Source organism: Streptomyces sp. NPDC058637 (assembly GCF_042717325.1).
In the GTDB taxonomy this organism is placed as follows: Bacteria; Actinomycetota; Actinomycetes; order Streptomycetales; family Streptomycetaceae; genus Streptomyces.
The window spans coordinates 1-23,333 of record NZ_JBHXRD010000021.1 but is presented as its reverse complement, the minus strand read 5'-3'; the positions used below and the strand labels follow the sequence as shown (position 1 = coordinate 23,333).

Annotated in this window: 26 protein-coding genes; 16 read left to right on the top strand and 10 right to left on the bottom strand. The window is 72.0% G+C overall.

The window, feature by feature from the left end; translation table 11 throughout:
- The first annotated feature begins 5 nt into the window (after nt 1-5).
- From ACFWVP_RS21695 to ACFWVP_RS21680, 4 genes are read left to right on the top strand one after another with little or no spacing between them, the layout of a single operon-like run.
- Nucleotides 6-806: an ABC transporter permease gene (locus tag ACFWVP_RS21695; protein ID WP_384498873.1), complete on the top strand. Its 801-nt coding sequence runs from the start codon at nt 6-8 to the stop codon at nt 804-806.
- Nucleotides 799-1,680, top strand: coding sequence for an ABC transporter permease (locus tag ACFWVP_RS21690; RefSeq protein ID WP_384498871.1), 882 nt, complete (start codon nt 799-801; stop codon nt 1,678-1,680). Before ACFWVP_RS21695 ends, ACFWVP_RS21690 begins: the two co-directional genes overlap by 8 nt.
- A 9-nt stretch (nt 1,681-1,689) precedes the next feature.
- Nucleotides 1,690-2,661 carry an ATP-binding cassette domain-containing protein gene (locus ACFWVP_RS21685; protein ID WP_384498870.1) on the top strand — a complete coding sequence of 324 codons (972 nt, stop codon included), beginning with the start codon at nt 1,690-1,692 and terminating at the stop codon, nt 2,659-2,661.
- A gap of 48 nt (nt 2,662-2,709) precedes the next feature.
- A complete protein-coding gene (locus tag ACFWVP_RS21680; RefSeq protein ID WP_384498869.1) occupies nt 2,710-3,399 on the top strand; it encodes a DUF1707 domain-containing protein in 690 nt (229 codons plus the stop codon).
- A 36-nt stretch (nt 3,400-3,435) separates the two neighbouring features.
- Here the strand turns inward: ACFWVP_RS21680 and ACFWVP_RS21675 are convergent, their stop codons facing one another.
- Nucleotides 3,436-4,689 (bottom strand): SGNH/GDSL hydrolase family protein, encoded by a 1,254-nt coding sequence (locus tag ACFWVP_RS21675; protein ID WP_384498868.1) that lies wholly within the window; start codon nt 4,687-4,689, stop codon nt 3,436-3,438.
- Nucleotides 4,690-4,829: 140 nt separating this feature from the next.
- Here ACFWVP_RS21675 and ACFWVP_RS21670 point away from each other — a divergent pair, with 140 nt between their 5' ends.
- A complete protein-coding gene (locus tag ACFWVP_RS21670) occupies nt 4,830-6,359 on the top strand; it encodes a DUF445 domain-containing protein (protein ID WP_384498866.1) in 1,530 nt (509 codons plus the stop codon).
- Between the two features lie 396 nt (nt 6,360-6,755).
- Here the strand turns inward: ACFWVP_RS21670 and ACFWVP_RS21665 are convergent, their stop codons facing one another.
- On the bottom strand, nt 6,756-7,058 hold the full coding sequence (locus ACFWVP_RS21665) for a hypothetical protein (RefSeq protein WP_384498864.1): 303 nt from the start codon (nt 7,056-7,058) through the stop codon (nt 6,756-6,758).
- A gap of 278 nt (nt 7,059-7,336) precedes the next feature.
- Between ACFWVP_RS21665 and ACFWVP_RS21660 the strand changes: the two genes are divergently transcribed.
- Entirely contained in the window at nt 7,337-7,855 is a 519-nt protein-coding gene (locus ACFWVP_RS21660; RefSeq protein ID WP_384498863.1) for a hypothetical protein, read from the top strand.
- Between the two features lie 27 nt (nt 7,856-7,882).
- On the opposite strand, the gene ACFWVP_RS21655 is transcribed toward ACFWVP_RS21660, so the two are convergent.
- Nucleotides 7,883-8,668 carry a DeoR/GlpR family DNA-binding transcription regulator gene (locus ACFWVP_RS21655; RefSeq protein ID WP_384498862.1) on the bottom strand — a complete coding sequence of 262 codons (786 nt, stop codon included), beginning with the start codon at nt 8,666-8,668 and terminating at the stop codon, nt 7,883-7,885.
- Between the two features lie 44 nt (nt 8,669-8,712).
- Nucleotides 8,713-9,555, bottom strand: a complete 843-nt coding sequence (locus ACFWVP_RS21650) for a ketose-bisphosphate aldolase (protein WP_384498861.1) — start codon at nt 9,553-9,555, stop codon at nt 8,713-8,715.
- Between the two features lie 167 nt (nt 9,556-9,722).
- Here ACFWVP_RS21650 and ACFWVP_RS21645 point away from each other — a divergent pair, with 167 nt between their 5' ends.
- Both ACFWVP_RS21645 and ACFWVP_RS21640 read left to right on the top strand, forming a co-directional pair.
- Nucleotides 9,723-10,208 carry a GNAT family N-acetyltransferase gene (locus tag ACFWVP_RS21645; RefSeq protein ID WP_384498859.1) on the top strand — a complete coding sequence of 162 codons (486 nt, stop codon included), beginning with the start codon at nt 9,723-9,725 and terminating at the stop codon, nt 10,206-10,208.
- Between the two features lie 177 nt (nt 10,209-10,385).
- The gene (locus ACFWVP_RS21640; RefSeq protein WP_384498858.1) at nt 10,386-11,414 is read left to right on the top strand and encodes a Ku protein; all 1,029 of its coding nucleotides are present in this window, start codon (nt 10,386-10,388) and stop codon (nt 11,412-11,414) included.
- Nucleotides 11,415-11,451: 37 nt separating this feature from the next.
- On the opposite strand, the gene ligD is transcribed toward ACFWVP_RS21640, so the two are convergent.
- Nucleotides 11,452-12,411, bottom strand: coding sequence for a non-homologous end-joining DNA ligase (gene ligD / locus ACFWVP_RS21635; RefSeq protein WP_384498856.1), 960 nt, complete (start codon nt 12,409-12,411; stop codon nt 11,452-11,454).
- A gap of 144 nt (nt 12,412-12,555) precedes the next feature.
- On the opposite strand from ligD, the gene ACFWVP_RS21630 reads away from it, so the two are divergent.
- From ACFWVP_RS21630 to ACFWVP_RS21620, 3 genes are all read left to right on the top strand, one after another.
- Nucleotides 12,556-12,906, top strand: a complete 351-nt coding sequence (locus ACFWVP_RS21630; RefSeq protein WP_384498855.1) for a YciI family protein — start codon at nt 12,556-12,558, stop codon at nt 12,904-12,906.
- 5 nt (nt 12,907-12,911) lie between these two features.
- On the top strand, nt 12,912-14,210 hold the full coding sequence (locus ACFWVP_RS21625) for an RNA polymerase sigma factor (RefSeq protein ID WP_384498853.1): 1,299 nt from the start codon (nt 12,912-12,914) through the stop codon (nt 14,208-14,210).
- A gap of 394 nt (nt 14,211-14,604) precedes the next feature.
- Nucleotides 14,605-15,159 (top strand): peptidoglycan DD-metalloendopeptidase family protein, encoded by a 555-nt coding sequence (locus tag ACFWVP_RS21620; protein ID WP_384498852.1) that lies wholly within the window; start codon nt 14,605-14,607, stop codon nt 15,157-15,159.
- A gap of 157 nt (nt 15,160-15,316) precedes the next feature.
- Here ACFWVP_RS21620 and ACFWVP_RS21615 read toward each other — a convergent pair whose 3' ends face one another.
- Nucleotides 15,317-15,742 (bottom strand): winged helix-turn-helix transcriptional regulator, encoded by a 426-nt coding sequence (locus ACFWVP_RS21615; protein WP_384498851.1) that lies wholly within the window; start codon nt 15,740-15,742, stop codon nt 15,317-15,319.
- Nucleotides 15,743-15,827: 85 nt separating this feature from the next.
- Here ACFWVP_RS21615 and ACFWVP_RS21610 point away from each other — a divergent pair, with 85 nt between their 5' ends.
- Nucleotides 15,828-16,640 carry an NAD(P)H-binding protein gene (locus tag ACFWVP_RS21610; RefSeq protein WP_384498850.1) on the top strand — a complete coding sequence of 271 codons (813 nt, stop codon included), beginning with the start codon at nt 15,828-15,830 and terminating at the stop codon, nt 16,638-16,640.
- A 10-nt stretch (nt 16,641-16,650) separates the two neighbouring features.
- On the opposite strand, the gene ACFWVP_RS21605 is transcribed toward ACFWVP_RS21610, so the two are convergent.
- Nucleotides 16,651-17,235 (bottom strand): cysteine hydrolase family protein, encoded by a 585-nt coding sequence (locus ACFWVP_RS21605; protein ID WP_384498849.1) that lies wholly within the window; start codon nt 17,233-17,235, stop codon nt 16,651-16,653.
- 112 nt (nt 17,236-17,347) lie between these two features.
- Here ACFWVP_RS21605 and ACFWVP_RS21600 point away from each other — a divergent pair, with 112 nt between their 5' ends.
- Nucleotides 17,348-17,917 (top strand): PadR family transcriptional regulator, encoded by a 570-nt coding sequence (locus tag ACFWVP_RS21600; protein WP_384499025.1) that lies wholly within the window; start codon nt 17,348-17,350, stop codon nt 17,915-17,917.
- Nucleotides 17,904-18,707, top strand: coding sequence for an SGNH/GDSL hydrolase family protein (locus ACFWVP_RS21595; RefSeq protein ID WP_384498847.1), 804 nt, complete (start codon nt 17,904-17,906; stop codon nt 18,705-18,707). The genes ACFWVP_RS21600 and ACFWVP_RS21595 overlap by 14 nt, the downstream gene beginning before the upstream one ends.
- Nucleotides 18,708-18,842: 135 nt before the next feature.
- Here the strand turns inward: ACFWVP_RS21595 and ACFWVP_RS21590 are convergent, their stop codons facing one another.
- Nucleotides 18,843-19,319, bottom strand: coding sequence for an RrF2 family transcriptional regulator (locus ACFWVP_RS21590; protein WP_384499024.1), 477 nt, complete (start codon nt 19,317-19,319; stop codon nt 18,843-18,845).
- A 171-nt stretch (nt 19,320-19,490) separates the two neighbouring features.
- Here ACFWVP_RS21590 and ACFWVP_RS21585 point away from each other — a divergent pair, with 171 nt between their 5' ends.
- On the top strand, nt 19,491-20,231 hold the full coding sequence (locus ACFWVP_RS21585; RefSeq protein ID WP_384498846.1) for an SDR family oxidoreductase: 741 nt from the start codon (nt 19,491-19,493) through the stop codon (nt 20,229-20,231).
- Between the two features lie 407 nt (nt 20,232-20,638).
- On the opposite strand, the gene ACFWVP_RS21580 is transcribed toward ACFWVP_RS21585, so the two are convergent.
- Both ACFWVP_RS21580 and ACFWVP_RS21575 read right to left on the bottom strand, forming a co-directional pair.
- Entirely contained in the window at nt 20,639-21,574 is a 936-nt protein-coding gene (locus tag ACFWVP_RS21580; protein ID WP_384498844.1) for an NADP-dependent oxidoreductase, read from the bottom strand.
- Between the two features lie 78 nt (nt 21,575-21,652).
- Nucleotides 21,653-22,531 (bottom strand): DODA-type extradiol aromatic ring-opening family dioxygenase, encoded by an 879-nt coding sequence (locus ACFWVP_RS21575; RefSeq protein WP_384498842.1) that lies wholly within the window; start codon nt 22,529-22,531, stop codon nt 21,653-21,655.
- Nucleotides 22,532-22,654: 123 nt separating this feature from the next.
- On the opposite strand from ACFWVP_RS21575, the gene ACFWVP_RS21570 reads away from it, so the two are divergent.
- Nucleotides 22,655-23,128 (top strand): MarR family winged helix-turn-helix transcriptional regulator, encoded by a 474-nt coding sequence (locus tag ACFWVP_RS21570; RefSeq protein ID WP_384498840.1) that lies wholly within the window; start codon nt 22,655-22,657, stop codon nt 23,126-23,128.
- Nucleotides 23,129-23,333 lie beyond the last annotated feature (205 nt).

Here is a 23,333-nt window from a genome sequence, read left to right as displayed (position 1 = left end):
GCGCGGTGCGGCTCTACGCGGTGGTGGCGGCCGGGGGTTTCCGGCGGCATGCGACGTACCGGGCGGCGACGGCGGCGGGGGTGTTCACGAACACCGTCTTCGGCTTCATCCTGGCCTACACCTACATCGCCCTGTGGGACGAGCGTCCGCAGCTGGGCGGTTACGACCAGTCCGAGGCGCTGACGTACGTGTGGCTGGGGCAGGCCCTGCTGATGACCTGCGCGATGATGGGCGGCGGCTTCGAGAGCGATCTGACGGAGCGTATCCGTACGGGTGACATCGCGGTCGATCTCTACCGGCCGGCGGACCTGCAGATGTGGTGGCTGGCGGGGGATCTGGGCCGGGCGGTGTTCCACCTGCTGGCGCGCGGGATCGTGCCGATGGTGCTGGGGGCGCTGGCCTTCGATCTGGCGCTGCCGGGGTCGCTGTGGACGTGGCCGGCGTTCCTGGTGTCGGTGCTGCTGGGGGTCGTGGTGAGCTTCGCGCTGCGTTTCCTGATCGCGCTGTCGGCGTTCTGGCTGATGGACGGGGCGGGCGCGCTCCAGATGGCGATGCTGGCCGGGTTGTTCTTCTCCGGGATGCTGCTGCCGCTGACGTTGTTCCCGGGGGTGCTCGGCGAGGTGGCGCGGGCGTTGCCGTGGTCGTCGTTGCTGCAGGTCCCGGCGGATGTGTTCCTGGGCAAGCGCACGGGGTGGGGTCTGGTGAAGGCGTACGCCTTCCAGGCGGGATGGGCGGTGGCGCTGTTGCTGGTGGGGCGGCTGCTGCAGTCCGTGGCGACCAGGAGGGTGGTGGTGCAGGGTGGCTGAGGTCGGGACGGAGAGGGTGGCCGCGCGGGAGCCGGAGCGGCCGGAGACCGCGTTCGCCGACCGGTCGCGGCTGGTCGAGGGGGTGCGGGCGTACGGGCTGATCGTGGCGATGTGGCTGCGTTCGACGCTGGCGTACCGGGCGTCGTTCGTGATGACGACCATCGGCAACTTCGTGATGACCGGGGCCGACTTCGTCACGATCATGCTGATGTTCTCGCACGTGGACGCGCTGGGCGGTTACACGCTGCCGGAGGTCGCCTTCCTGTACGGGGTGTCGGCGACCGCGTTCGGGCTGTGCGATCTGCTGCTGGGGTCGGTGGACCGGTTGGGGCAGCGGGTGCGGGACGGGACGCTCGACACGCTGCTGGTGCGGCCGGTGCCGGTGCTGGCACAGGTGGCGGCGGACCGGTTCGCGCTGCGCAGGCTGGGCCGGATCACGCAGGCGCTGCTGGTGCTGGGCTATGCCCTGGCGACGCTGGACATCGCGTGGACCCCGCTGAAGGTGCTGATGCTGCCGGTGATGGTGCTCAGCGGTGCGGCGATCTTCGGGGCGGTGTTCGTGGGGGGCGCGGCGTTCCAGTTCTTCGCGCAGGACGCCTCGGAGGTGCAGAACGCGTTCACGTACGGGGGGACGACGCTGCTCCAGTACCCGCCGTCGGTCTTCGCGCGGGATCTGGTGCGGGGGGTGACGTTCGTGGTGCCGCTGGCGTTCGTGAGCTGGCTGCCCGCGCTGTATGTGCTGGACAGGGACTATCCGTTGGGGCTGCCTCAGTGGGTGGCGTTCCTGCCGCCGTTGGTGGCGGGGCTGTGCTGGGTGCTTGCGGGGCTGGCCTGGCGGGCGGGGCTGCGGGCGTATCGCAGTACGGGAAGCTGAGGAGTGGGCATGGACATGGACTTCATCGAGCTCGACGGGGTCGAGAAGGTCTTCGACGTACGCCGCAAGGCGGGTTTCCTGCGCCGGGAGCGGCACGAGGTGCGTGCGGTGGACGGCATCAGCTTCCGGGTGCCGCGCGGTGAGATGGTCGGGTACATCGGCCCGAACGGGGCGGGCAAGTCGACGACGATCAAGATGCTGACGGGGATCCTCACCCCGAGCGGCGGCCGGCTGCGGGTGGCGGGCATCGATCCTTCGCGGGAGCGTACGAAGCTGGCGCACCGGATCGGTGTGGTGTTCGGGCAGCGTACGACGTTGTGGTGGGACCTGCCGTTGCGTGACTCGTACCGGTTGATGCACCGGATGTACCGGATTCCTGACCGGCGTTACCGGGAGAACCTGGACCGGTGTGTGGAGCTTCTGGACCTTGGCGAGCTGCTGGACGTGCCGGTGCGGCAGTTGTCGTTGGGGCAGCGGATGCGGGGCGACATCGCGGCGGCGCTGCTGCACGATCCGGAGGTGCTGTACCTGGACGAGCCGACGATCGGTCTGGACGTGGTGTCGAAGGCCAAGGTGCGTGAGTTCCTGCGGGACCTGAACGAGGAGCGGTCCACGACGGTGCTGCTGACGACCCATGACCTGACCGATATCGAGCAGTTGTGCAAGCGGGTGATGGTGATCGACCACGGTCGTCTGGTGTACGACGGTGCGCTGGCGGGGCTGCACGAGGTGGGGGAGAGCGAGCGGACGCTCGTGGTGGATCTGGAGCGGGTGCTGCCGCCGATCGAGCTGGGGGAGCCCTCGGTGCGGGTGGTGAAGGTGGAGGGGCCCCGGCAGTGGCTGGCGTTTCCCGCGTCGGCGTCCGCGGCGCCGTTGGTGGCGCGGATCGCGGCGGACTATCCGCTGGTGGACCTCTCGGTGCGGGAGCCGGACATCGAGGCGGTGATCGCGAAGATGTACGCGACGGGTTCGCGCCTGTAGGTGTCTCGCTCTGGGCCGGTCTCCGGGTTGCTCTATAGGCTGCGCGATATGACAAGTGAACGTCCGGACATGCGTGCCTCCGATGCGGAACGTGAGCGGGTCGCCGAGACCCTGCGGGAGGCCGTGGCCGAGGGCCGGCTGGAGATGGACGAGTTCGAGCAGCGGCTCGACGCGACGTACAAGGCGCGTACGCACGGGGAGTTAGTGCCGCTGGTGAGTGATCTCCCGGTGCCCGGTACGGCGGTCGCCCCGGTGGGTCCGGCGGTGGTGTCCGGCGGTTCGTCCGTGGACGTGGACTGGTCGCGCCGGATCGGCGGGCCCGCCACCTCGACGTGGGCGGTCGCCTTCTGGGGCGGGTTCGGCCGCAAGGGGCGCTGGACGGTGGGCCGGGTGTTCACCGCGTTCGCGATGTGGGGCGGCGGCGAGATCGATCTGCGCGAGGCGGACTTCGAGGACCGCGATGTCGTCATCCGGTGCTTCGCGATCATGGGCGGGCTGCAGGTGAAGGTCCCGCCGAACGTGCACCTCCAGGTCAACGGCATCGGGGTCATGGGCGGGTTCGACGAGCAGACGAAGGACGCCGACCACGGCGACCCGGCTCCGGGCGCGCCGCGGGTGCGGGTGACCGGATTCGCGCTGATGGGCGGGGTCGGTGTGGACCGGAAGTGGAACAAGGCGCAGCGGCAGCGTCTCAAGGAGGCGGAGCGGCGGCGGCTGGAGAAGCCCGACGGTTTCTGAGAAGCGCCCCGGAAGGGTTCCCGGGGGGAGGTGTGGTCAGAACGCGTCGGATCTCGGTGTTCCTGCGACCGTGTCGAGGTCGACGAGGCGGCCCAGGGTCCGGTAGCCGGTGTCGTTGAGGTGGAGCCGGTCGCCGGAGTCGTAGGCGGGCAGGATCCGGTTGGGCGCGTAGGGGTCGCGTACGGCCCGGTCGAAGTCGACGAAGTCGTCGAAGATCCCGCCGGCCCGGATCTGCGCGTTGACCGCGAGGCGTACGGCGTTGCGTTCGGGTGTCCAGGTGGGGAAGCCCTGGAACGGTGTCAGGGTCGTCCCGATGACGCGGAGTCCGCGTGCGTGGGCGCGTTCGGTGAGGGAGCGGAGTCCGTCGACGATGCGTTGCGGGTCCGGCTCCTGGGGGGTCTGCTGGACGTCGTTGATGCCGAGGGCGATGATCACGGTCTTCGCGCCGGCGACGGAGAGCACGTCGCGTTCGAAGCGGTGGACGCCGGCCCGGCCGCCCCGGCCGTTGACGTAGCTGGGGCTGTCGCGCAGGAGGCGGTTGCCCGCGATGCCCTGGTTGGCGATTCCGTAGCGGTGGTCCAGGCGGCCGGCGAGGACGTCCGGCCAGCGGTTGTCGGCGTCGGTGGTGGAGCCGCTGCCCGCGGTGAGGGAGTCGCCGATCACGACGACGGCGCCGGGCGAGATGTCGTTGCGGACGTCGACGGCGGTCAGGTAGCGCCACGTGGTGGTCCGCCAGGTGCCGTCGGTGTCGTCGAGGTAGGACGTCCGGTGGGTGTTGGGGTGATGGGTGACGGGTCCGCCGGCCTGCGGGGTGCGCAGGGCGACGACGAGTTCGGCGTCGGGTGCGACGGGGACGGTCACCGGATCGCTGACGATCTGCCGGCCCGCGGCGACGGTGACGGTGGGAAGGCCGCGGAAGGTCACGGGGCGGGTGTTGACGGTGGCCTGCTCTATGACGAGCGGGGTCGTGCCGAAGAGGTTGGACAGGGTGATGCGGGCGGCGTCCCCGCCGACGCTGGTGTGCACGATGTTACGGATGGTGCGGCCGGGGAAGCCGTTCCCGGTGTGGGGCTCGCCGGTGACGGGTGCTCCGGTCCAGGTGACGACCCAGGTGCCGGTGGAGTTGGCCGGCGCGGCGGGGTTGCGCGCCGCGGCCTGTGCTCCGGACCCGGAGGCCGTCGGCTGCCGTTCCGCGGTCAGCCGAGCGGTGCCGAACGCGACGGCGGCGGCGAGCACGGCGGTGCCTGCGACGAGGGCGATGAGCAGGGCATACCCCTGGCGCCTGGGCATGTGCGGTTTTCTCCTTGCGGTGTTCGGACTGGTCTCATGATGCGACAGGCCCCGGGGAACTCGACGTGCGGCCCGGGAGTAGGTGAGGTAGGGACAATGCGTACGGCACGGGGTGTCGCGTACGCGGACGGGTGGAGCGGATGGAACAGGACGCGGGGCAAGGGACGGAGCCCGGAGCGGGAGGCGGCGGGCCCGGCAGGCCGGGACCGGCACCGGGGGCCGGGGGCGGTGACGAGCCGGGGGTGCGGCCCCTGACGTCCGGGCGCCCGGACACACCGGGGACGGACGGCACCGGGACGGACGACCCCGGGGCGGTCGGCGGTGCGGGTGCCGGGGGCGGGAGCACGAGCGTGGGCGGCCCTTCCGGGGGTACCGCCGGCACCGGGCGGCGGGCCACGCCGCTCGCCGTGTTCGCGTACACCGCCGCCGACGAGGAGAAGCGGCGCGGTGTGCGCCGTATGAAGGCCACCGCCACGGGTCTGCTCCTGTTCGTCGCGCTCGTGTACGTCCTCGCGACCTGGGCGAAGAACTCCGGAGTGGACGGCTGGCCGGGCTACGTCGCGGCGGCCGCCGAGGCGGGGATGGTCGGTGCGCTGGCGGACTGGTTCGCCGTCACGGCGCTCTTCCGGCGCCCGCTCGGCCTGCCCATCCCCCACACCGCCATCATCCCCACCAAGAAGGACCAGCTCGGGGAGTCACTCGGTTCCTTCGTGGGGGAGAACTTTCTCTCCGGGGACGTCGTTCGTGACCGGATTCACGCACTGGGCGTCGGTGCGAGGCTCGGCGCCTGGCTGGCCGAGCCCGAGCACGCCGACCGGGTCACCGCCGAGCTGGCCACCGCGCTGCGCGGTGCGCTGACGGTGCTGCGGGACTCCGACGTCCAGGCGGTGGTCGGTGAGGCGATCACCCGGCGGGCGGACGCGGCGGAGGTCGGTCCGGGCATAGGGAAGATGCTGGAGAGGATCGTCTCGGACGGCGGTCACCGCAGGGTCGTCGACCTCGTCTGCGTACGGGCGCACGACTGGCTGGTCGAGCACGGCGAATCGGTGATGGACGCGGTGCAGGGCGGGGCGCCGGGCTGGACACCGCGGTTCGTCGACAAGCGGGTGGGGGAGCGGGTCTACAAGGAGCTGCTGCGCTTCGTCACGGAGATGCGCGACATGCCGGGCCACCCGGCGCGCGGCGCGATCGACACGTTCCTGACGGACTTCGCCGCCGACCTCCAGACGGACACGGACACCCGGGCCCGGGTGGAGCGGCTGAAGTCGGAGATCCTGGGGCGCGGTGAGGTGCAGGACGTCATCGCCTCGGCGTGGTCCTCCGTCCGTTCGATGATCATCGCGGCGGCCGAGGACGAGCGGAGCGAGCTGCGTCTGCGGGCCCGGGCCTCGCTCATGTCGCTGGGTGCCAGGCTGGCTACGGACGAGCGGCTGCAGGCCAAGCTGGAGGGCTGGCTGGAGGACGCGGCGGTGTACGTCGTCACGACGTACCGTACGGAGATCACGTCGCTGATCAGCGACACGGTCGCCGGCTGGGACGCGGACCAGACGTCGAAGAAGATCGAGGCGAACATCGGCCGGGACCTGCAGTTCATCCGGATCAACGGCACGGTGGTGGGTGCGCTCGCCGGTCTGGTGATCTACACGGTGTCGCGAGCGCTGGGCGCGTAACGCCGCAGAGGGAGCCTGCGGAGGGGCGGGGGCGCGGCGCGGTCGCGCCCCCCGGGGACGTGCGGCGCTCGTACGCGCCGGTCCTCGTGCCTGAGTGCTCCGGCGGGCGCGGCGGTCCGCCCCGGTCGCGCCCAGGCATGGCTCCGGGGACGTGCGGGGTGCGTGCCGGTCGCGTCCGGGGAAGGCCGCTGGGCCGTGGTGCGGGTCGTCCGCCCGGGATGATGCGTGACGGCCGGTCCGCCCCGGTCGCGCTCCGCCCCGGGATGGGCTCCGGGGGCGTGTCCGTCCTGCCGTACGGGCACGCCCCCGGGTCACGCGGGGGAGTCGCTGTTCAGTACGCACCCCGCGGCGCCCGTGTTCAATCCCCGGGCACCGACTTTCTCCGCCGGTGCGGCGTCAGGCGCCGCGACGCGTGACCGCCCACGAGGCCGCCGCCACACCGCCGGCCACGGCGAACACCGCGGGCCAGGCGCCGACCTTCTTGGCGAGCGGGTGAGATCCGGCGAACGCGGCGACGTACGCGACGGTCAGCCCGACGGCCGCCCGGGTCCCGGCCTGCCGGTTCCACCCGTAGGCGGCCACCGATCCGGCGGCGGCCAGCGCGACCCCGCCCAGGGGGCGGTTCCCCGTCCACCGGGCGATTCCGTATCCGCCGACGAGCCCGCTCGCCGCCACCGCCGCTGTCGGAACCTTCGCCATCGCCGCCACCTTCGTTTCCTTCGTTCTCGTCGTACAGGTCGTACAGGTCGAGCGGTCCGAGGCTAACGCGCGCCGGTTCCGGAGGGCGCACGACCGCCCGGGTTCCCGCGGCGCGGGCACCGGAAGAGGCGATCGCGGCCGACGCCGGGGTGAGCGCGTCGCTGGTGGTGAAGCACTTCGGCTCCGCTCGACCGGCTCGGCCGCCCCGTGGTGCCGAGGCTCACGGGCTGACCGGCCGGTAGCGATAAGGTCTGGGCCAAGACGACGAGGGGGACCTCATGTTGATCCGTACCGGCCTGCGTGCCGCGATTCCGGCCGGGCTTCTGGCGGTGTGCCTGGTGGGCTGTACACGGGCGGACACCGGCGAGGGGCTCGGCGGTGACGTCCCGTACGTGGACCCGTCCGTGGCAGCCGCGGCGGCCGACAAGGCGTCTCGGATGCCGGAGCCGTCGCCCACGCTGATCATCCAGGGGGACCCGAACGCGCCGCAGCTGGTCCGTGACGCCTTCGCCGGGCTCCAGGCGACCTACCAGGACGGCTGCGCCCCCGGGGACGGTAACTGCGCCTACTTCCTGGGCCGGGTCAACGACGAACTGAGCCGTCTGGACAAGGCGATGAAGGCGGACAAGAAGGGGCCGGGCCACTTCGAGGAGCCCATCGCCTGGGTGGGCACACTGCGTTCGACGCTGGACGGCGATGTCTCCACCCCGAATCTGGAGAAGCACCGCACCGAGCTGCTCGGCACCCGGGACCGCATCGACACCTGGATGCAGGGCCACCCGGAGGACTACCGCTGACGTGGCGTCACGGCTGCCGGGGCGTCGTCAGACGCGCAGTACGTCGATCCCGAGGGCGGTGAACTCCTCGACGATGTCCTCGGGGGCGCCCTTGTCCGTGACCAGGATCGACACGGCGTCCGTCTCGCACACCTGGGCGAAGGCCCGGCGGCCCAGCTTGGACGAGTCGGCCACCACGATCACGGTGCCGGCACACTCGGCGAGCGCCCGGTTGGCACCGGCCTCCGACTCGTCGTGGGTGGCGGCGCCGAAGCGGGGGTGCACGGCGTCCACGCCGAGGATCGTGTAGTCCAGCGCGAGGGTCCGCAGGACGGTGTCGACGAGGGGGCCGACGAGTTCGTACGAGTTCGGCCGGGCCACTCCGCCGGTGACGACGATCTTCACCTGGGGGCGGACGGCGAGCTCGTTGGCGATGTTGATCGCGTTGGTCACGACGGTCAGCGCGATGCCTCCGCCTACGCCCGAAGGTTCCGGCCGTACGGCCAGTTCCCTGGCCACCTCGGAGGTCGTCGTACCCCCGTTGATGCCCACGGTGGAGCCCGAGGGGATCAGTTCGGCCGCGGCCTTGGCGATGCGCTGCTTCTCGTCGGCCTTGCGGGCCGCCTTGTAGCGCAGCGGCAGGTCGTAGGCGACGGTGCTCACCACGGCGCCGCCACGGGTGCGGGTCAGGAGGTTCTGCCGGGCGAGCTCGTCCAGGTCACGCCGGACGGTGGCGGCGGAGCAGCCCAGCTGTTCGGCCGCGTCGAGCACGTCGAGGTGCCCCTGGTCGCCGAGGATCTCCAGCAACCGGGTCCAGCGTGTGTGTGCCGCCACCTTTTCCTCCTTGTTCGCCCTACCTCCTCGTTCGCCGCCGAACCTTATCGCGAGGGCCGGGACAGCACCCCCAGCAGGCGTGTCACCTCGACGGCGACGGCGTCGCGGGCCGGGCCGAGGTACGTGCGGGGGTCGGCCGTCTTTGTGTGGGCGTCCAGGTAGGCGCGGACGGTCCGGGTGAACAGCTTGTTCAGGTGGGTGGAGATGTTCACCTTCGTCATGCCCGCGCCGATGGCCCTGGCCAGCCCGGAGTCCCCGACGCCGGACGAGCCGTGCAGGACCAGCGGCACGCCCACCGCGTCGCGCAGCCGGGAGATGAGGGCGAAGTCGAGGACGGCGTCCCGGGTGAGCATCGCGTGCGAGCTGCCGACGGCGACGGCGAGGGCGTCGACGGCGGTGGCGCCGACGAACGCGCGGGCCTCCTCGGGATCGGTCCGCACGCCGGGCGCGTGCGCCCCGTCCTTGCCGCCGACCTCGCCCAGTTCCGCCTCCACCCAGACGTCCCGGCGGTGGCAGTACTCCGTGACGGCACGGGTCGCGGAGACGTTGTCGTCGTACGGGAGCGTGGACGCGTCGAACATGACGGACGTGAAGCCGAGCCCGACGGCCTCGTGCACCAGGCCGGCCGACTCGGCGTGGTCGAGATGGACGGCCACCGGAACGCGGGCCTTGCGTGCGAGGGCGAGCGAGGCGAGCCCGATCGGTTCGAGGGAGCCGTGGTAGCGGGCGGTGTTCTCGCTGATCTGCAGGATCACCGGTAGCCCGGCCGCCTCCGCCCCGCTGACGATGGCCTGCGCGTGTTCGATCTGCACGACGTTGAAGGCCCCGAGGCCCGTCGATCGCGTACGGGCGGCGTGTGCGATGTCCCCGGTGGATATGAGCGGCATGGCTTCCTTCGCAGATGCATGAATCCTGGCGGATGGTGCTCGAAGTTGCTCAGTTATAGCCTGTTCCGATCAGCTGTGAAAATAGCAGCTCGGCGCGGCGGGGCCGGGGACGCTCCGCCGGAGGTACTCGGTGGCCATGCCCCGCCAGGCGCCCGTTCGGTGCCCGGATGACATCGGCAACGGCTTCGCTCCGTCTGGAGAAGCTCACTCCCGACAACGTGCTCGACGCGTGCCGCCTGGCGGTCGCCCCTGAGCAGGAGCGGTTCGTCTCCCCCCTCGCGCGGTCGCCGGCCGAGGCGTACGTCCGGCCCGGGACGGCCTGGCCGCGGCTGGTCTTCGACGACGACCGGCCGGTGGGCTTCGTGATGGCCTTCCTCGACGTGCGGTTCGACCCGGCGAGCCCGCACGACCGGCCGCGCTCCGGACTCTGGCGGCCGGCCGTCGCCGCCGGTGAACAGGGCAGGGGATACGGGCGCTTCGCGGTGGACGGCGTGTGCGAGGAGATCCTGCGGCGCGGCGGGCGGCGCGCGACGGTGACCTGGCCGGCGGCGGAGCACGGGCCCGAGGACTTCTACCTGCGGCTGGGTTTCCGCAGGACGGGGGAGATGAGCGGGGACCAGGTCGTGGGGGAGCTGGATCTGCCGCGGGTCTGACGGGGGCGTGTGGGAGGCTCCCGTCCGTGATCCACATGCGGGACCGGGCTCCCGGCGCGAGGATCGGAATTACGGGCGGTGGCCCGGCCGCGCCTTGACCCTCTCGGGTCGGTTCTCCCTTCCGGGCGCCCCGGTCCACCTCCCGGCCCAGCCACCAGGGGGGTCTGGAGGTACTGGATGCCGCGGCCCCTGTGGACCGGAGCGATCAGCTTCGGACTGGTCACCATCCCGATCAAGGTGGTGTCCGCCACCGAGAACCACTCGATCTCCTTCCACCGGTACCACCTGGAGGACATGGGCCGGATCCGTACCCGCAAGGTCTGCGAGATCGACGGCGAGGAGCTCTCGCAGGACGAGATCGGCAAGGGGTACGAGATCGGCAAGGACCGGACGGTGCCCGTCACGGACGAGGAACTCGACCGGATGCCGCTGCCGACGGCGAAGGCCATCGAGATCGTCGCGTTCGTCGACGCGGACACGGTCGATCCCGTCCGGATCAGCGACAGCTACTACCTCGCTGTCGACGGCCAGGTCGCGGCGAAGCCGTACACCCTGCTGCGCAAGGCGCTGGAGCGCAGCGACAAGGTCGCCGTCGCGAAGTTCGCCTGGCACAACCGGGAGCGGCTCGGTCTGCTGCGGGTGCGGGACGACGCGATCGTGCTGCACGCCATGCGGTGGCCTGACGAGATCCGCAGCCCGCAGTCCCTGGCCCCAGGGGACGTCGAGCTGGACGAGGACGAGATCGAGCGGGCGGTCCAGCTCACCGACACCATGGCCCTCGACGACATCTCCGGCTTCCGGGACCGCTATCGGGAGGCCCTGGAGGAGCTGATCGCGGCCAAGTCCGAGGGCAAGGAGCTGCCGGAGCCGCGCGAGGGCGAGGAGGAGGAGACGGGCAAGGTCATGGACCTCATGGCCGCGCTCAACGCCTCGGTGAAGGCGGCGCGCGAGACGCGGGGCGAGCAGGCGGAGAACGAGCAGGCGGAGGACGAGCACGCGACGGTGCACGAGATGAGGCCCGGCACGCGCAAGAGGACCGCGAAGAAGACGGCCGCCGGAAAGACGACCGCCAGGAAGACGGCCGCCAGGAAGACGGCCGCCAGGAAGACAGCCACCGGGAAGCAGGCTGCGGGGAGGACGGCGAAGGCGAGCACCGGTGGGAAGGCGGCGAAGAAGACGGCCACGAGGAAGCGGACGGCCTCCTGACCCCGAGTCGGTACGCGGAACCGCTTCGCCGTCCCCGTCACCGCAGGTCGTCCGGTGCGAGGTCGGGGCGGAGGCGGTGCCAGGAGGGCTGACGCAGTCTTCCCGCCCTGGTCCGGGTCGCGTACCGCACCTCGCCCACCAGCCTGGGCAGCACCCACCGCGCGCCGACGACCGGGGGCACCTCGTCGAAGGGGCACGTGTCGATCGCGGCGACGGAGAGCAGCCCGGCGAGCCTGGTCCGTTCCGCGTCGCTCCACCCCGTCCCGACACTGCCCGCGTACCGGAGGCCGCCCTCGTGCCGCTCCCCGACCAGCAGCGCCCCCGGCAGACCGCCCAGCCGGCCGCGGCCCGGCACCCAGCCGCCGACGATCACGTCCATGGTGCGGACATGGCGAATCTTGACCCAGGTGCGGGAACGGACCCCCGGCTCGTACACGGAGGTCAGCCGCTTCGCGATCACGCCCTCCAGCCCGGCCTCCCGGGTCATGTCCAGGGCCTGCGCGCCGTGCCCGACGACGACGGCGGGCGTCGACCAGTGGGATCCGGCCAGCCCGAGCGCCTCCAGCGCGGCACGCCGCTCCGTGTACGGCAGCGGTACGAGGTCCCTGCCGCGCAGGAACACGGCGTCGAACAGGACGAGGTGGGCGGGGACCCGCTCCGCCATGCGCGCGGCCTTCACCGGGGACCCGGACAGGCCCATCCGTGACTGCAGCCGCTCGAAGTCGCTGCGCCCCTGGCTGTCCAGCGCGACGATCTCGCCGTCCAGCACGGCCGGTACACCGCCGAGCGCGGCCCCGAGCCCCGCGAGCTCCGGGTAGGCCGCCGTGATGTCCGTCCCCGACCGCGCCCGCAGTTCCACCGAGCCGTCGCCCGGCAGATAGGCCATGGCCCGCTGGCCGTCCTGCTTCACCTCGAACGCCCAGCGGTCGTCGGTGGCCGCGGGCGGCAGAGGACCGGGAGTCGCGAGCATCGGGGCGATCCGGGGCAGAGTGGCCATGACGGAAGCCTCCCAGCCGGCCGTGCGGAGAAGCGGGACGAAGAATCTTCCGAGGGCGTGTCGATCCGGGCGTGGCCCGTACGTCGTCATGGTGTACGCGGGAAACGTGTACGGGAGACGTCAGAAGCAGACAGGAGCCGGACCATGAAGTACATGCTGTTGATCCACAGCGGTGCGACCGACGAGAACGGTGGCGCCGCCGAGTGCACGGTCGAGGACTGGATGAGCTACGACAAGGAGGTCAAGGACGCCGGGATCCTGGTCTCCGGGGAGTCGCTCGCCGACCTGGTCACCGCCACGACGGTCCGCGTCGGGCCCACGGGGGACCGGACCGTCACGGACGGGCCGTTCGCCGAGACCCGTGAGGTCCTGGGCGGCTTCCTCGTCATCGACGTGCCGGACCTCGACGCCGCCCTCGACTGGGCGGCCCGGTGTCCGGGCGCGCGGGGCAGCGGGTCGGTCGTGGTGCGCCCGGTCGCCGACTTCGGGGCCTGACGGTGATGGACGAGGGAACCGCCGGGGCCGGAGGGCAGACGTTGGCCGCGTCGTCCGTCGCCGCGGTCTTCCGGGAGGAACGCGGCCGGCTGCTGGCCTCCCTCGTCCGCCGTTACGGCGATCTCGACCTGGCCGAGGAGGTCACCTCCGAGGCCATCGAGGCGGCCCTGGTGCACTGGCCGGCCGACGGCGTACCGGCCAGGCCGGGTGCCTGGCTGCTGACGACGGCCCGGCGCAAGGCCGTCGACCGGCTGCGGCGCGACCAGGCGTACGCCGCCCGGCTGGCCGTCCTCCAGATCGAGGCGGACCGGGCCGGCCCGGTCCCGCCCGCCGACGCGGACGGCGGCCTGCCCGACGAGCGGCTGCAGCTCTTCTTCACCTGCGCCCATCCGGCGCTCGGTCCCGAGGACCGTGGCGCGCTCACCCTGCGCTGCCTCGCCGGTCTGACGACCCCCGAGGTCGCGCGGGCCTTCCTCGTCCCGCCCGCGACGATGGCGCAGCGGATCGTGCGGGCCAAGAAAAAGATCCGCGAGGCCCGTATCCCGTTCCGCGTCCCCGGCGCCGACGAGCTGCCGGACCGCCTGCCGGGGGTCCTCCAGGTCCTCTACTCGATCTTCACCGAGGGGTACGCGGCCAGTTCGGGCCCCGACCTGCGGCGGACCGGACCGGCGGAGGAGGCCATCCGGCTGGCCCGGATCCTGCGGGCACTGCTGCCCGCCGAACGGGAGACGGCCGGGCTGCTCGCCCTGATGCTGCTGGTCCACGCCCGGCGCGAGGCCAGGACGGGGCCCGACGGTTCGATCGTGCTGCTCGACGACCAGGACCGGGGCCGCTGGGACCGCGCGATGATCGAGGAGGGCTCCCGACTGGTGGTCACCGCACTGGCGGGCGGCCCGCCCGGGCCGTACGGGGTGCAGGCCGCGATCGCCGCCCTGCACGACGAGGCCGATTCGGTCGCCGCCACCGACTGGCCGCAGATCGTGGCGCTGTACGACGTGTTGAGGGCGCTGGACCCGTCGCCGGTCGTCGCCCTCAACCGGGCGGTGGCCGTCGCGATGCGGGACGGACCGGAAGCCGGCCTGGTCCTCCTCGACGGGCTCGCCGACGAGCCCCGGCTGCGGGCCTACCATCCGTACGCGACGGCCCGGGCCGACCTGCTGCACCGCCTCGGCCGCGGGGCGGAGGCCGCGGAGGCGTATCGCGAGGCGCTGCGGCTGGCGGGCACGGAACCCGAACGCGCTTACGCACGGCGGCGGTTGGCCGAGTCGGAGCCCGGGGCCGGGCCGGGGCCCCGCGAGGGGTGACCCGCTCTCCGGGCTCTCCCGGTGCTCTCGTTCCGCTCTTGCCCGGACCACCTTTCCGGCGAGGGTGAACGGGGGTGGACGTACCTCCCGGGCGCACTTTCCGGCGAACGGGCCGGACGCCGTGCGCGGGTGACCGACGGCGGGCGCCGCTCACCTGGACTTTTGCCTTCCGATTCCGGTCACGGCGCCGTTGGCCTGCGCCAATGCGGGCGGGCGGCGCGTGGGGCGGGTCAGTGGTCGAGACCAATCAGGGGCCCTTGAAGGTTCTTACAGGTTCTTGCCGGATATTCTCCCAGGCCTTGTGCGACGGGTCGGCCGGGCCAATCCTTGCCTCCTCTCCGCCCCCGGCAGGGACGCGGAGTCCGGTTCTCGTGGAACACGAACGGAGACGCACATGAGCGGAGTGAGAACGGCCCTTCGCCGCACGGCCGTTGCGGCGAGTGCGCTGCTGACGGCGGTGGGCATCACGATGACGGGGGCGACCCCGGCCGCCGCCGTGGACTACTACTACGAGCTGCCCTACCCGGCGGGGGAGGCCTACACGGTCACCCAGGGGCCGGAGGGCACGTACTCGCACACGGGCCCGTACAACGAGTACGCCTGGGACTTCGGGCTTCCCGCCAACTACGAGGTGTCCGCCGCACAGGCGGGCACCATCGTCATCTCGAACTGGTCGCCGTACTGGCAGAACGGCATCGAGGTGATCATCAGGCACTCGAACGGCCAGTGCACCCACTACGCCCACCTGAACCGGTCGTTCTACGAACCGGGTGACTGGGTCCCGCAGGGCCGGATCGTCGGTTACTCGGGCAGCACGGGTGCCTCCACGGGCCCGCACCTGCACTTCCAGGTGATCAACTGCAACAACCGCGTGGGCCTGCCCGCCACCATCCAGGGCTGGACGCCGTACACCGGAACCAGGCCGGTCAGCGTGAACTACTACGCCTGATCCGGCGGCCCGTGCCGTTCCCCGCGGGGAACGGCACGGGAACGGTACTCGAGCGGCCCCCGGTCCCCGCCCGGTAGCAAGCCGTACGGGGACCGGTCCGGTTGTGGTCGAGGCCGCGCGGGAGCGGCTCCTGCCGGAACAGCCGGATCGCCCTCGATCAGTGGATTCCGGCGTCGGGGTGCGTGGCGTCCCATGCGCGGCGTGCGTGGGCGATCGGGTCGCGGTGCTCCGCCGACCAGTCGGCGAGGGCCTTGACCAGGTACGTCAGGCTGTGACCCATCGCGGTGAGTTCGTACTCGACCTGTGGGGGCACCGTCGGGTACACGGTCCGGGTCACCAGCCCGTCCCGCTCCAGCCGGCGCACGGTGAGGGTCAGCATCCGCTGGGAGATGCCGGGAATCGCGCGCTGCAGCTGACGGAAGCGGTGGACACCCGCGGCGAGTTGGACCACGACCAGGACCGACCACTTGTCGCCGATCCGGTCGAGCACATCACGGATCCCGCAGTCCTCGTGCTCGTCGCCGCACGTCACGACCGGTTCGTTCCCGGTCTCACCGGTTACCTCCGTGTGCCCCACCGACATGGAAGTGCCTCCTTACGGGCGCGGGCCGAAATCCGCAGGATGGTACTGGTTACCGAAAAGAACCTACCTGAACGGGGAGATCCTGATGATCCTGGTCACCGGCGCCACGGGCGCTCTGGGCACACTGGTCGCCGAGCACCTGGCCGGCCGCGACGACGTCGTCCTCGGCACTCGCGATCCGGGGCGGCTCGCCGCCTCTTCACCCGTACGCCGCATCGACTTCGACGATCCGGATTCCCTCGCGGAGGGCTTCGCCGACGTGGACGTGCTGCTGATGATCTCGGCGGGCTACGGCGAGGACGATGCCGTCACGGCCCGGCACGGAGCCGCGATCGACGCGGCCCGCGCCGCCGGCGTGCGCCACATCGTGTACACCAGCCTGACCGCCGACGGCGATCACCTCCCGTACGCGCTGCCGCACCGCTGGACCGAGCGGCGGCTCCGCGCGAGCGGGCTGAGCTGGACCGTTCTGCGCAACGGTCTCTACGCGGAACTGCTGGCGGCACTCGCGGCCCCGTCCGCGGACGGCAGGATCACCGCCCCGCTCGGGGAGGGCCGGCTCGCCGCCGTCGCACGCGCCGACCTGGCCGAGGCGGCGGTCCGCGTGGTGCTGGAGACGCCCGCCCACGTGGGTCGTGTCTACGAACTCGTGGGCGAGGAGACGGTGGGCGGTGCCGACCTCGCGAGGGCGCACGGCCCGCACGTCACCTATGAACCGGGCACGCTCGCGCAGGCCCGCGCACACCTTGCCGCCTCCGGCGCGGAGGCGTTCCAGGTGCCGATGCTGACCGGCACCTACTCCGCGATCGCCGCCGGATTCATGGCCCGGACCGGGGGCGACCTGCGTGAACTCCTGGGCCGTGCGCCCCGGTCCCCGCTGGCGGCGGGCGTGGCGTAGTCCCCGGCCCTCACCCCTGGGCGGCGGCCGGGGCCGTGAACGTGACGTCGGCGGCCCGGGCGGTGACGTCGGCGTCCCTGCTGAGCGGCCACGCGGCGACCCGGGAGACCACGGCGGCCGGGACCGCCTCGCTGATACCGGGCTCCGCCGGTATGTCGTGCGTCGCGTGGGCGTCGTACGGCAGGACGACGCGGTATCCGAGGGCCAGTGCCGTACGGGCCGTGGCCTGGACGCACATCTCCGACATCAGGCCGCAGACCGCGAGCGACCGTACGCCGGCGCCGGTCAACAGGCCGCCCAGCGAGGTGTTTTCGAAGCTGTCGTCGTGCGTCTTGCGGATCACGGCCTCCGTGGGGCCCGGTCGGACGGGGTGGTGGAGCTCCCAGCCGGGCGTGTGCGGCGCGTCGCCCGCACCGGCGGGACCGTCGTTCTGGATGTGGACGAGGACCGCCCCGCCCTCACGTGCCCGGGCGATCAGGTCCGCCGTCCGGTCCAGCAGCCGGGCGGCCCCGGGCAGTGAACCGTCGCCGGTGACGGATGCCGCCTGGACGTCCACGACGATCAGTGCCTCTACGGGAATCGAGCGGTTTCTCATGCCGTCATCATCACCATGGACACCGATTCTCGGTACTCAAGCATATGACTAGGCATATTCTTGAGTAGGATGGGACCGGGTGACGGACACGGAGAGCGAAAGGGGTACGGCGATGGCCCTGCGGCATGCCGTGCTGGCGGCGCTGCTTGACGGCGAGTACAGCGGATACCAGTTGGCGAAGGCGTTCGACATCGGCGTGGCGAACTTCTGGCACGCCGTGCCTCAGCAGCTCTACACCGAGCTGGCCAAGCTGGAGAAGGAAGGGCTGGTCGTCGGCCGGCAGGTGATCCAGGAATCCCGGCCCAACAAACGCCTCTTCCGGGTCACCGACGCCGGTCAGGCCGAGCTGGAGCGGTTCGCCGCCGACGTGTCGAGGCCCTCGTTCATCCGTGACGACCTGCTGGTCAAGGTGCAGGCCGCCGACCGCATCGGCACGGCATCGGTGATCGGGCAGCTGGAGGAGCGGGCCGCCGCCGCCGACGCCAAGATCGAGATGCTCGACAAACTGCTGCTCCGGCTGCGCGGCGACGCGGACGAGGACGAGTTCCTGCGGAGCGGCGAGCGCATCGGCCCGTATCTGACCTGCCTGCGCGGCCTGTCCTTCGAGCGGGAGCACCGGGCGTGGTGCCTGCGGATCGCGGCCGTACTGAGAGAGAGGCAGACCAGTCATGCCGAACGGTGAGTACCTGCGCTACGTCGCCCTGGGGGACAGCCAGACCGAGGGCGTCGGTGACGGGGACGACACCGTTGGCCTGCGCGGCTGGGCCGACCGGTTCGCCGAACACCTGGGCGCGGTCAACCCCGGTGTCCGGTACGCCAATCTGGCGGTACGCGGACGGGTCGCCGCCCAGGTCCGCGCGGAGCAGCTCGCTCCCGCACTGGCCATGCGCCCCGACCTGGCGTCCGTCGTCGCCGGGGTCAACGACCTGCTCCGGCCGAAGTTCGACGCGGAGGAGGTGGCCGGACACCTGGAGGAGATGTTCGCCGCGCTGACGGCGGCCGGTGCCCATGTGGTCACGCTGACCTTCCCCGACGTCGCGAAGATCGCGCCGATCGCCCGGCCGGTCCGCTCCCGCGTGTTCGACATCAACGCCCGCATCCGGGCCGCCGCAGCCCGGCACGGCGTCACGGTCGCCGACTTCGCCCCGCTGGCCGTCGCCACCGACCCGCGCCTGTGGAGCGAGGACCGCCTCCACGCCAGCTCCCTGGGCCACACCCGGATCGCCGCCGCCGCCGCGTACGCCCTCCAGCTGCCGGGCAGCGACGAGTCGTGGACGCTGCCCCTGCCGGCCCAGGCGCACCCGAGGGGTCTGGCGGCGGCGGGCGCCGAGGTGCGCTGGGCGGCCGGATTCCTCGGGCCGTGGCTCGGCCGCCGACTGCGCGGCACGTCCTCCGGTGACGGCCGCATGGCGAAGCGCCCGGAGCTCCTGCCGCTGGGCGCGGCGGCAGCCCCGCCGTCGGCTTCCTTGTAGACCCGGTTTCCGGCCGGGGCGCGGATTCCCCCGGCCGGACGGCGGGGCGGGTCCCCTCTCCGGACGGGACGGACGTTCCCTCCGGACGGACGGACAAACGTCCGGACGGGAAGGGCCCCCTCCGGACGGACGGTTTCAGCCGTCCTGGGCCGTGAGCCAGGTGCGGATGCCCGTCATCGCCCGGGGGCCGTAGTCGGAGTCGACGTCGCGGGCGAGATCCGCGATCGTGATCGCCGCCAGCGCGTCGCGCCACGCGGCCTCGGCGGCGCCCATGGCCCGGGCGATCGCGCACGGGGTCGTGCAGGCGGAGGCCGGGGTCGCGAGGGGCCCCCGCTGCCGGATCTCCGTACAGACGAAGGCGGGTCCGGCTCCGTCGACGGCGTGGACGACGTCCAGCACGGTGATCGTCTCCGGATCCCGGGTCAGGGCGTAGCCGCCTGATTTCCCCTGCGTGGAGTGCACCAGACCGGCCCGGGAGAGGGCCTGGAGCTGCTTGGCGAGGTAGCTGCCCGAGACCTCGTGCAGTTCGGCCAGCCGGGCGGCGGGGACCGCGTCACTGCTGGTCGTGAGCACGACGCAGCAGTGCAACGCCCATTCGACTCCACCTGACATCTTCACCACTTCACAGTAGTCACCCCCCTTCTACCCGGTCAAAGTTTGTCCGAGTAGTATCTCGGATAGAACTTGTCCGAGTTTAGGGGTAGGGTGTCATGTGGTCGGGATAATTCCGACATATGCATGATGTCTCCTGGAATCCTCCTGCAGTGCAGCGGAAGGTACGACATGAAGATCGCAGTGATCGGCGGAACCGGGCTCATCGGCTCGCGGGTCGTGAAGGTCCTGAAGGCGGGCGGGCACGAAGCGGAACCCCACGCGTTGTCCACGGGCGTCGACCTCCTCACGGGGGAGGGCCTTGCGTCGGCTCTGGCGGGCGCCGACGTCGTCGTCAACCTGACGAACTCGCCCACCTTCGACGACGCCTCCTCGGCCTTCTTCCGGCAGACGATGGACAACCTCCTCGAAGCCGCGGCGAAGGAGGGCGTCGGGCATGCCGTCGTCCTGTCCATCGTCGGGGTGGAGCTGGTGCCGGAGCTCGACTACTACCGGGCGAAGGTCCTCCAGGAGGACATCCTCAAGGCGGGGCCCGTCCCGTACTCGATCGTCCGTGCCACGCAGTTCTTCGAGTTCATGGACGCCGTGCTGTCCTGGACGGCCGACGAGGAGACCGTCCGCCTGCCCGCCACCCCGCTCCGGCCCATCGCGGCGGCGGACGTCGCCCAGGCCGTCGCGGACGTGGCCGTGGGCAGTCCCCTCGGCGGTACGCGCCACGTGGCGGGCGCCGACGTCTTCCCGCTCGACGAGCTCGGCCGGATCACGCTCGCGGCCCGGGGCGACAAGCGCACCGTCACGACGGACGACCGGGCCGGGATGTTCGCCGCGGTGAAGGGGGACGCGATCATCCCCAAGGACGGCGACGACGCCCGTATCGCCCCCACCCGTTACCGGGACTGGCTCGCCTCCTGAACAGCCGCCCCGCATCCCGCAGTCGGCCTCCGCGCGGGGTGCGGGAACGTTTGCGAGCAGCTCCGCCTCCGGGTCGGGGCGGCGGCCCCGCAGGCCTCGATGAGCCGCCAGAAGTCGACGTCGGTCATGTTCCGCAGCATGCCGGACGGGTCCGACAGTGCCCCGGTCGCGCAACACACCGGGGGCCACCCGGTCGGGCGACATGCGTGAGCCCCGGCGCCGGCGCCGGGGCTCACGCGCGGGCGTGACGCGGAGCCTGACGCACAGCACAGTCCGACGCACGGCCGCACGCACGGCCTCGCCGATGCCGACGGGTCGTGGGTGCGGCCGCTGTCGAACCTCCGGGCAGCCGCCCACCGGTGGGAGAGCGAACGGCGGGCGGCCCGGTCGGTGCGGTCAGGGCGTGATCAGGGAGCGAGCACGACCGTCTTGCCGAGCAGCCGCCCGGCACCGGCGTCCTCGTGCACGGCGGCCAGCTCGGCCACCGGGCGGCGGGCGGCGACATGGACCCGGAGTTTGCCTGCGTCCACCTTGGCGACCAGTTCGGCCAGCTGGGCTCCGTCGCTGCGGACCCACAGGCTCGCGCTGCGCACCCCCCGGGCGGGGTCCTCGGGAATCGGGCCGGCGGTGCTGGCGGCGGCCCCGCCGTCGGCGACGTAGTCCGTCAGCTGGGCGAGCTCCTCCGGGGAGACCCGCACATGGTTGACCACGACCTGGAACGGACCGCCCACGGCGGCCGGGCCCGCGGCGAGGTCGAGGGGGCCGACGACCCGGTCCGCCCCGTAGCCCTTGAGGCGGTCGGCGTGCTGCGGCGCGTCCACCGCCGTCACGCGCGCCCCCGCGTCGACGGCGAGCTGCACCACGAGGCTGCCCACCGCGCCCCCCGCCCCGTTGATCAGGACGGTCTGACCGGGCTTCAGCTCGGCTAGCTCGAACGCCGTCTGCCAGGCCGCCAGGCCGGTCAGCGACAGCGCCGCGGCGTCGACCAGTTCGATGGTCCGGGGCGCCGGGGCCAGGGACCCGGCCGGGACGAGCGCGTACTCGGCCGCGCCTCCGGCGGAGTCGAGCGGCAGCATCGCCACGACCCGGTCACCGATCTCCGGTCCGGTCACGTCCGCACCGAGTCCGGCGACGGTGCCCGACAGGTCGATCCCCGGCACGTACGGAAGAGCGATGGGGAGCATCTCGGCCATGACACCGGCGCGGATGTGGTCGTCGACCGGGTTGAACGAGGTGGCCGCCACCCGCACCAGCACCTGCCCGGTGCCGGGTACCGGACGGTCGACGTCCTCGAAACGCAGGACCTCACTGCTGCCGAACTCGTGGAAACGTACTGCCTTCACGGCATTTCTCCAGGGTGTGTCGATGCCGTCGCCAACGGATGGGGCGATCAGGCGGGAAGGTGAAGCGCGTCGAGGCGCTCAGGTCAGCTGCATCGACCGGGTCGAGTTGCCCATCACCATGCGGTCGATGGCGCTCACGGCGCTGCCGGGGTCGTCGGCGGCGCCGACGGTGAGCAGCAGCGGGACGAAGTGCTCGGCCGTCGGATGGGCGACCGCGGCGCCGGGTGCCTTGTTGCGGTAGTCGGTGAGGGCGTCGGCGTCGCCCCGAGCGAGGGCGTCGACGGCCCATGCGTCGAAGGCCGCGGTGTCGGCGGCGAGTTCCGGCCGGCGGAAGACGGCGAAGCTGTGCGTCATGAAGCCCGAGCCGAGAACGAGGATGCCCTCGTCGCGCAGGGGCCGCAGGCGTGCCCCGAGTTCGAGCAGGGCGCCGGGGTCGAGGCTGGGCATCGACAACTGCACGACCGGGACGTCGGCCGCGGGATACATGGCCATGAGCGGGATGAAGGCGCCGTGGTCGAGGCCGCGGTCGGCGAACTCGTGCACCGGCGTCCGGCCCAGCAGGCCCGTGAGTCGCCGTGCCAGGTCGGTGGCGTCCGGGGTCGCGTAGGGAAGGGTCTTGTAGCGGGGGTGGAAGCCGCTGAAATCGTAGTGGAGCGGGGTGCCGGCCCCGGCCCGGGACATCGCGACCGGTGCCCGTTCCCAGTGGGCCGAGATGACGACGACGGCCCGGGGTTTGGGCATCGACCGGGCCCAGTCGAAGAGGTCTTTGAGCCACCGCGGATCGTCGAGGGTGAACGGGGCGCCGTGGCTGACGAAGAGGCTGGGCAGAGGCCCGTCGGTGGGCTCCCACAGCCGATGCTCGCGCGCCTGTGGCAGGACCCGGGCAAGGAGATCGTCGTAGGCCGCGGCTGGTGTGTGCGACGGGAAGGGCGTGGCCGGGCTGCTCATGGAGGTCATCGAGATCAACTCCTTCACTTGCCAGGGAAAGTGTTTTCACTTGCCGAGGCAAGTCAGAAGGTAGCCCATCATGAGTTGCCCAGGCAAGTGATGCGAGTTGCCTGGGCAAGTATGATGGGGCTCATGGACACTCAGTCGCCCTGGCTCGACGACGACCAGCAGGATCTGTGGCAGGCGCTTCTCACGGTCGTCATCGCCCTCCCGGCGGCCCTCGACCGCCAGCTGCAGCGAGACGCGGGCATCTCCAACTTCGAGTACGGGGTCCTGGCCCAGCTGTCCATGGCCGACGAGGCCACGATGCGGCTCAGTGACCTGGCCCGGGTCTGCGACAGCACCCAGCCCCGCCTGTCGAAGGTGATGGACCGCTTCGAAGCCCGCGACTGGGTGGTCCGCCGCCCCGACCCCGGCGACGGGCGGTACACCCTGGCGGCCCTGACCGACGCGGGCCGGCAGAAACTCGTCGAGAGCGCACCGGCGCACGTCGCGCAGGTGAAGCGGCTCGTGTTCGACCCGCTCAGCGCCGCGCAGCGCCGCCACCTGGGGGCCGCGCTCACCCGCATCGCGGCCACCGTGCGCCAGGACTCCGAAGGAGGCTGAGCGCCGCCCCTCGGGCGGGGGCTTTCGTCGGCTCCGTCACCTCTGTCGGCTCCATCAGCTCCGTCGGCTCCGTCGGCGCCGTGGACGGTGCGGGCCTCATCGGCGGCGGAGCCGTACGCGGCGACGTGACCGTGCACCACCTGGACGGGTGATGCCACGAGAGCAGGGCCGACGCCGACGCGCCGACACGGGCGCCGCCCCGCTC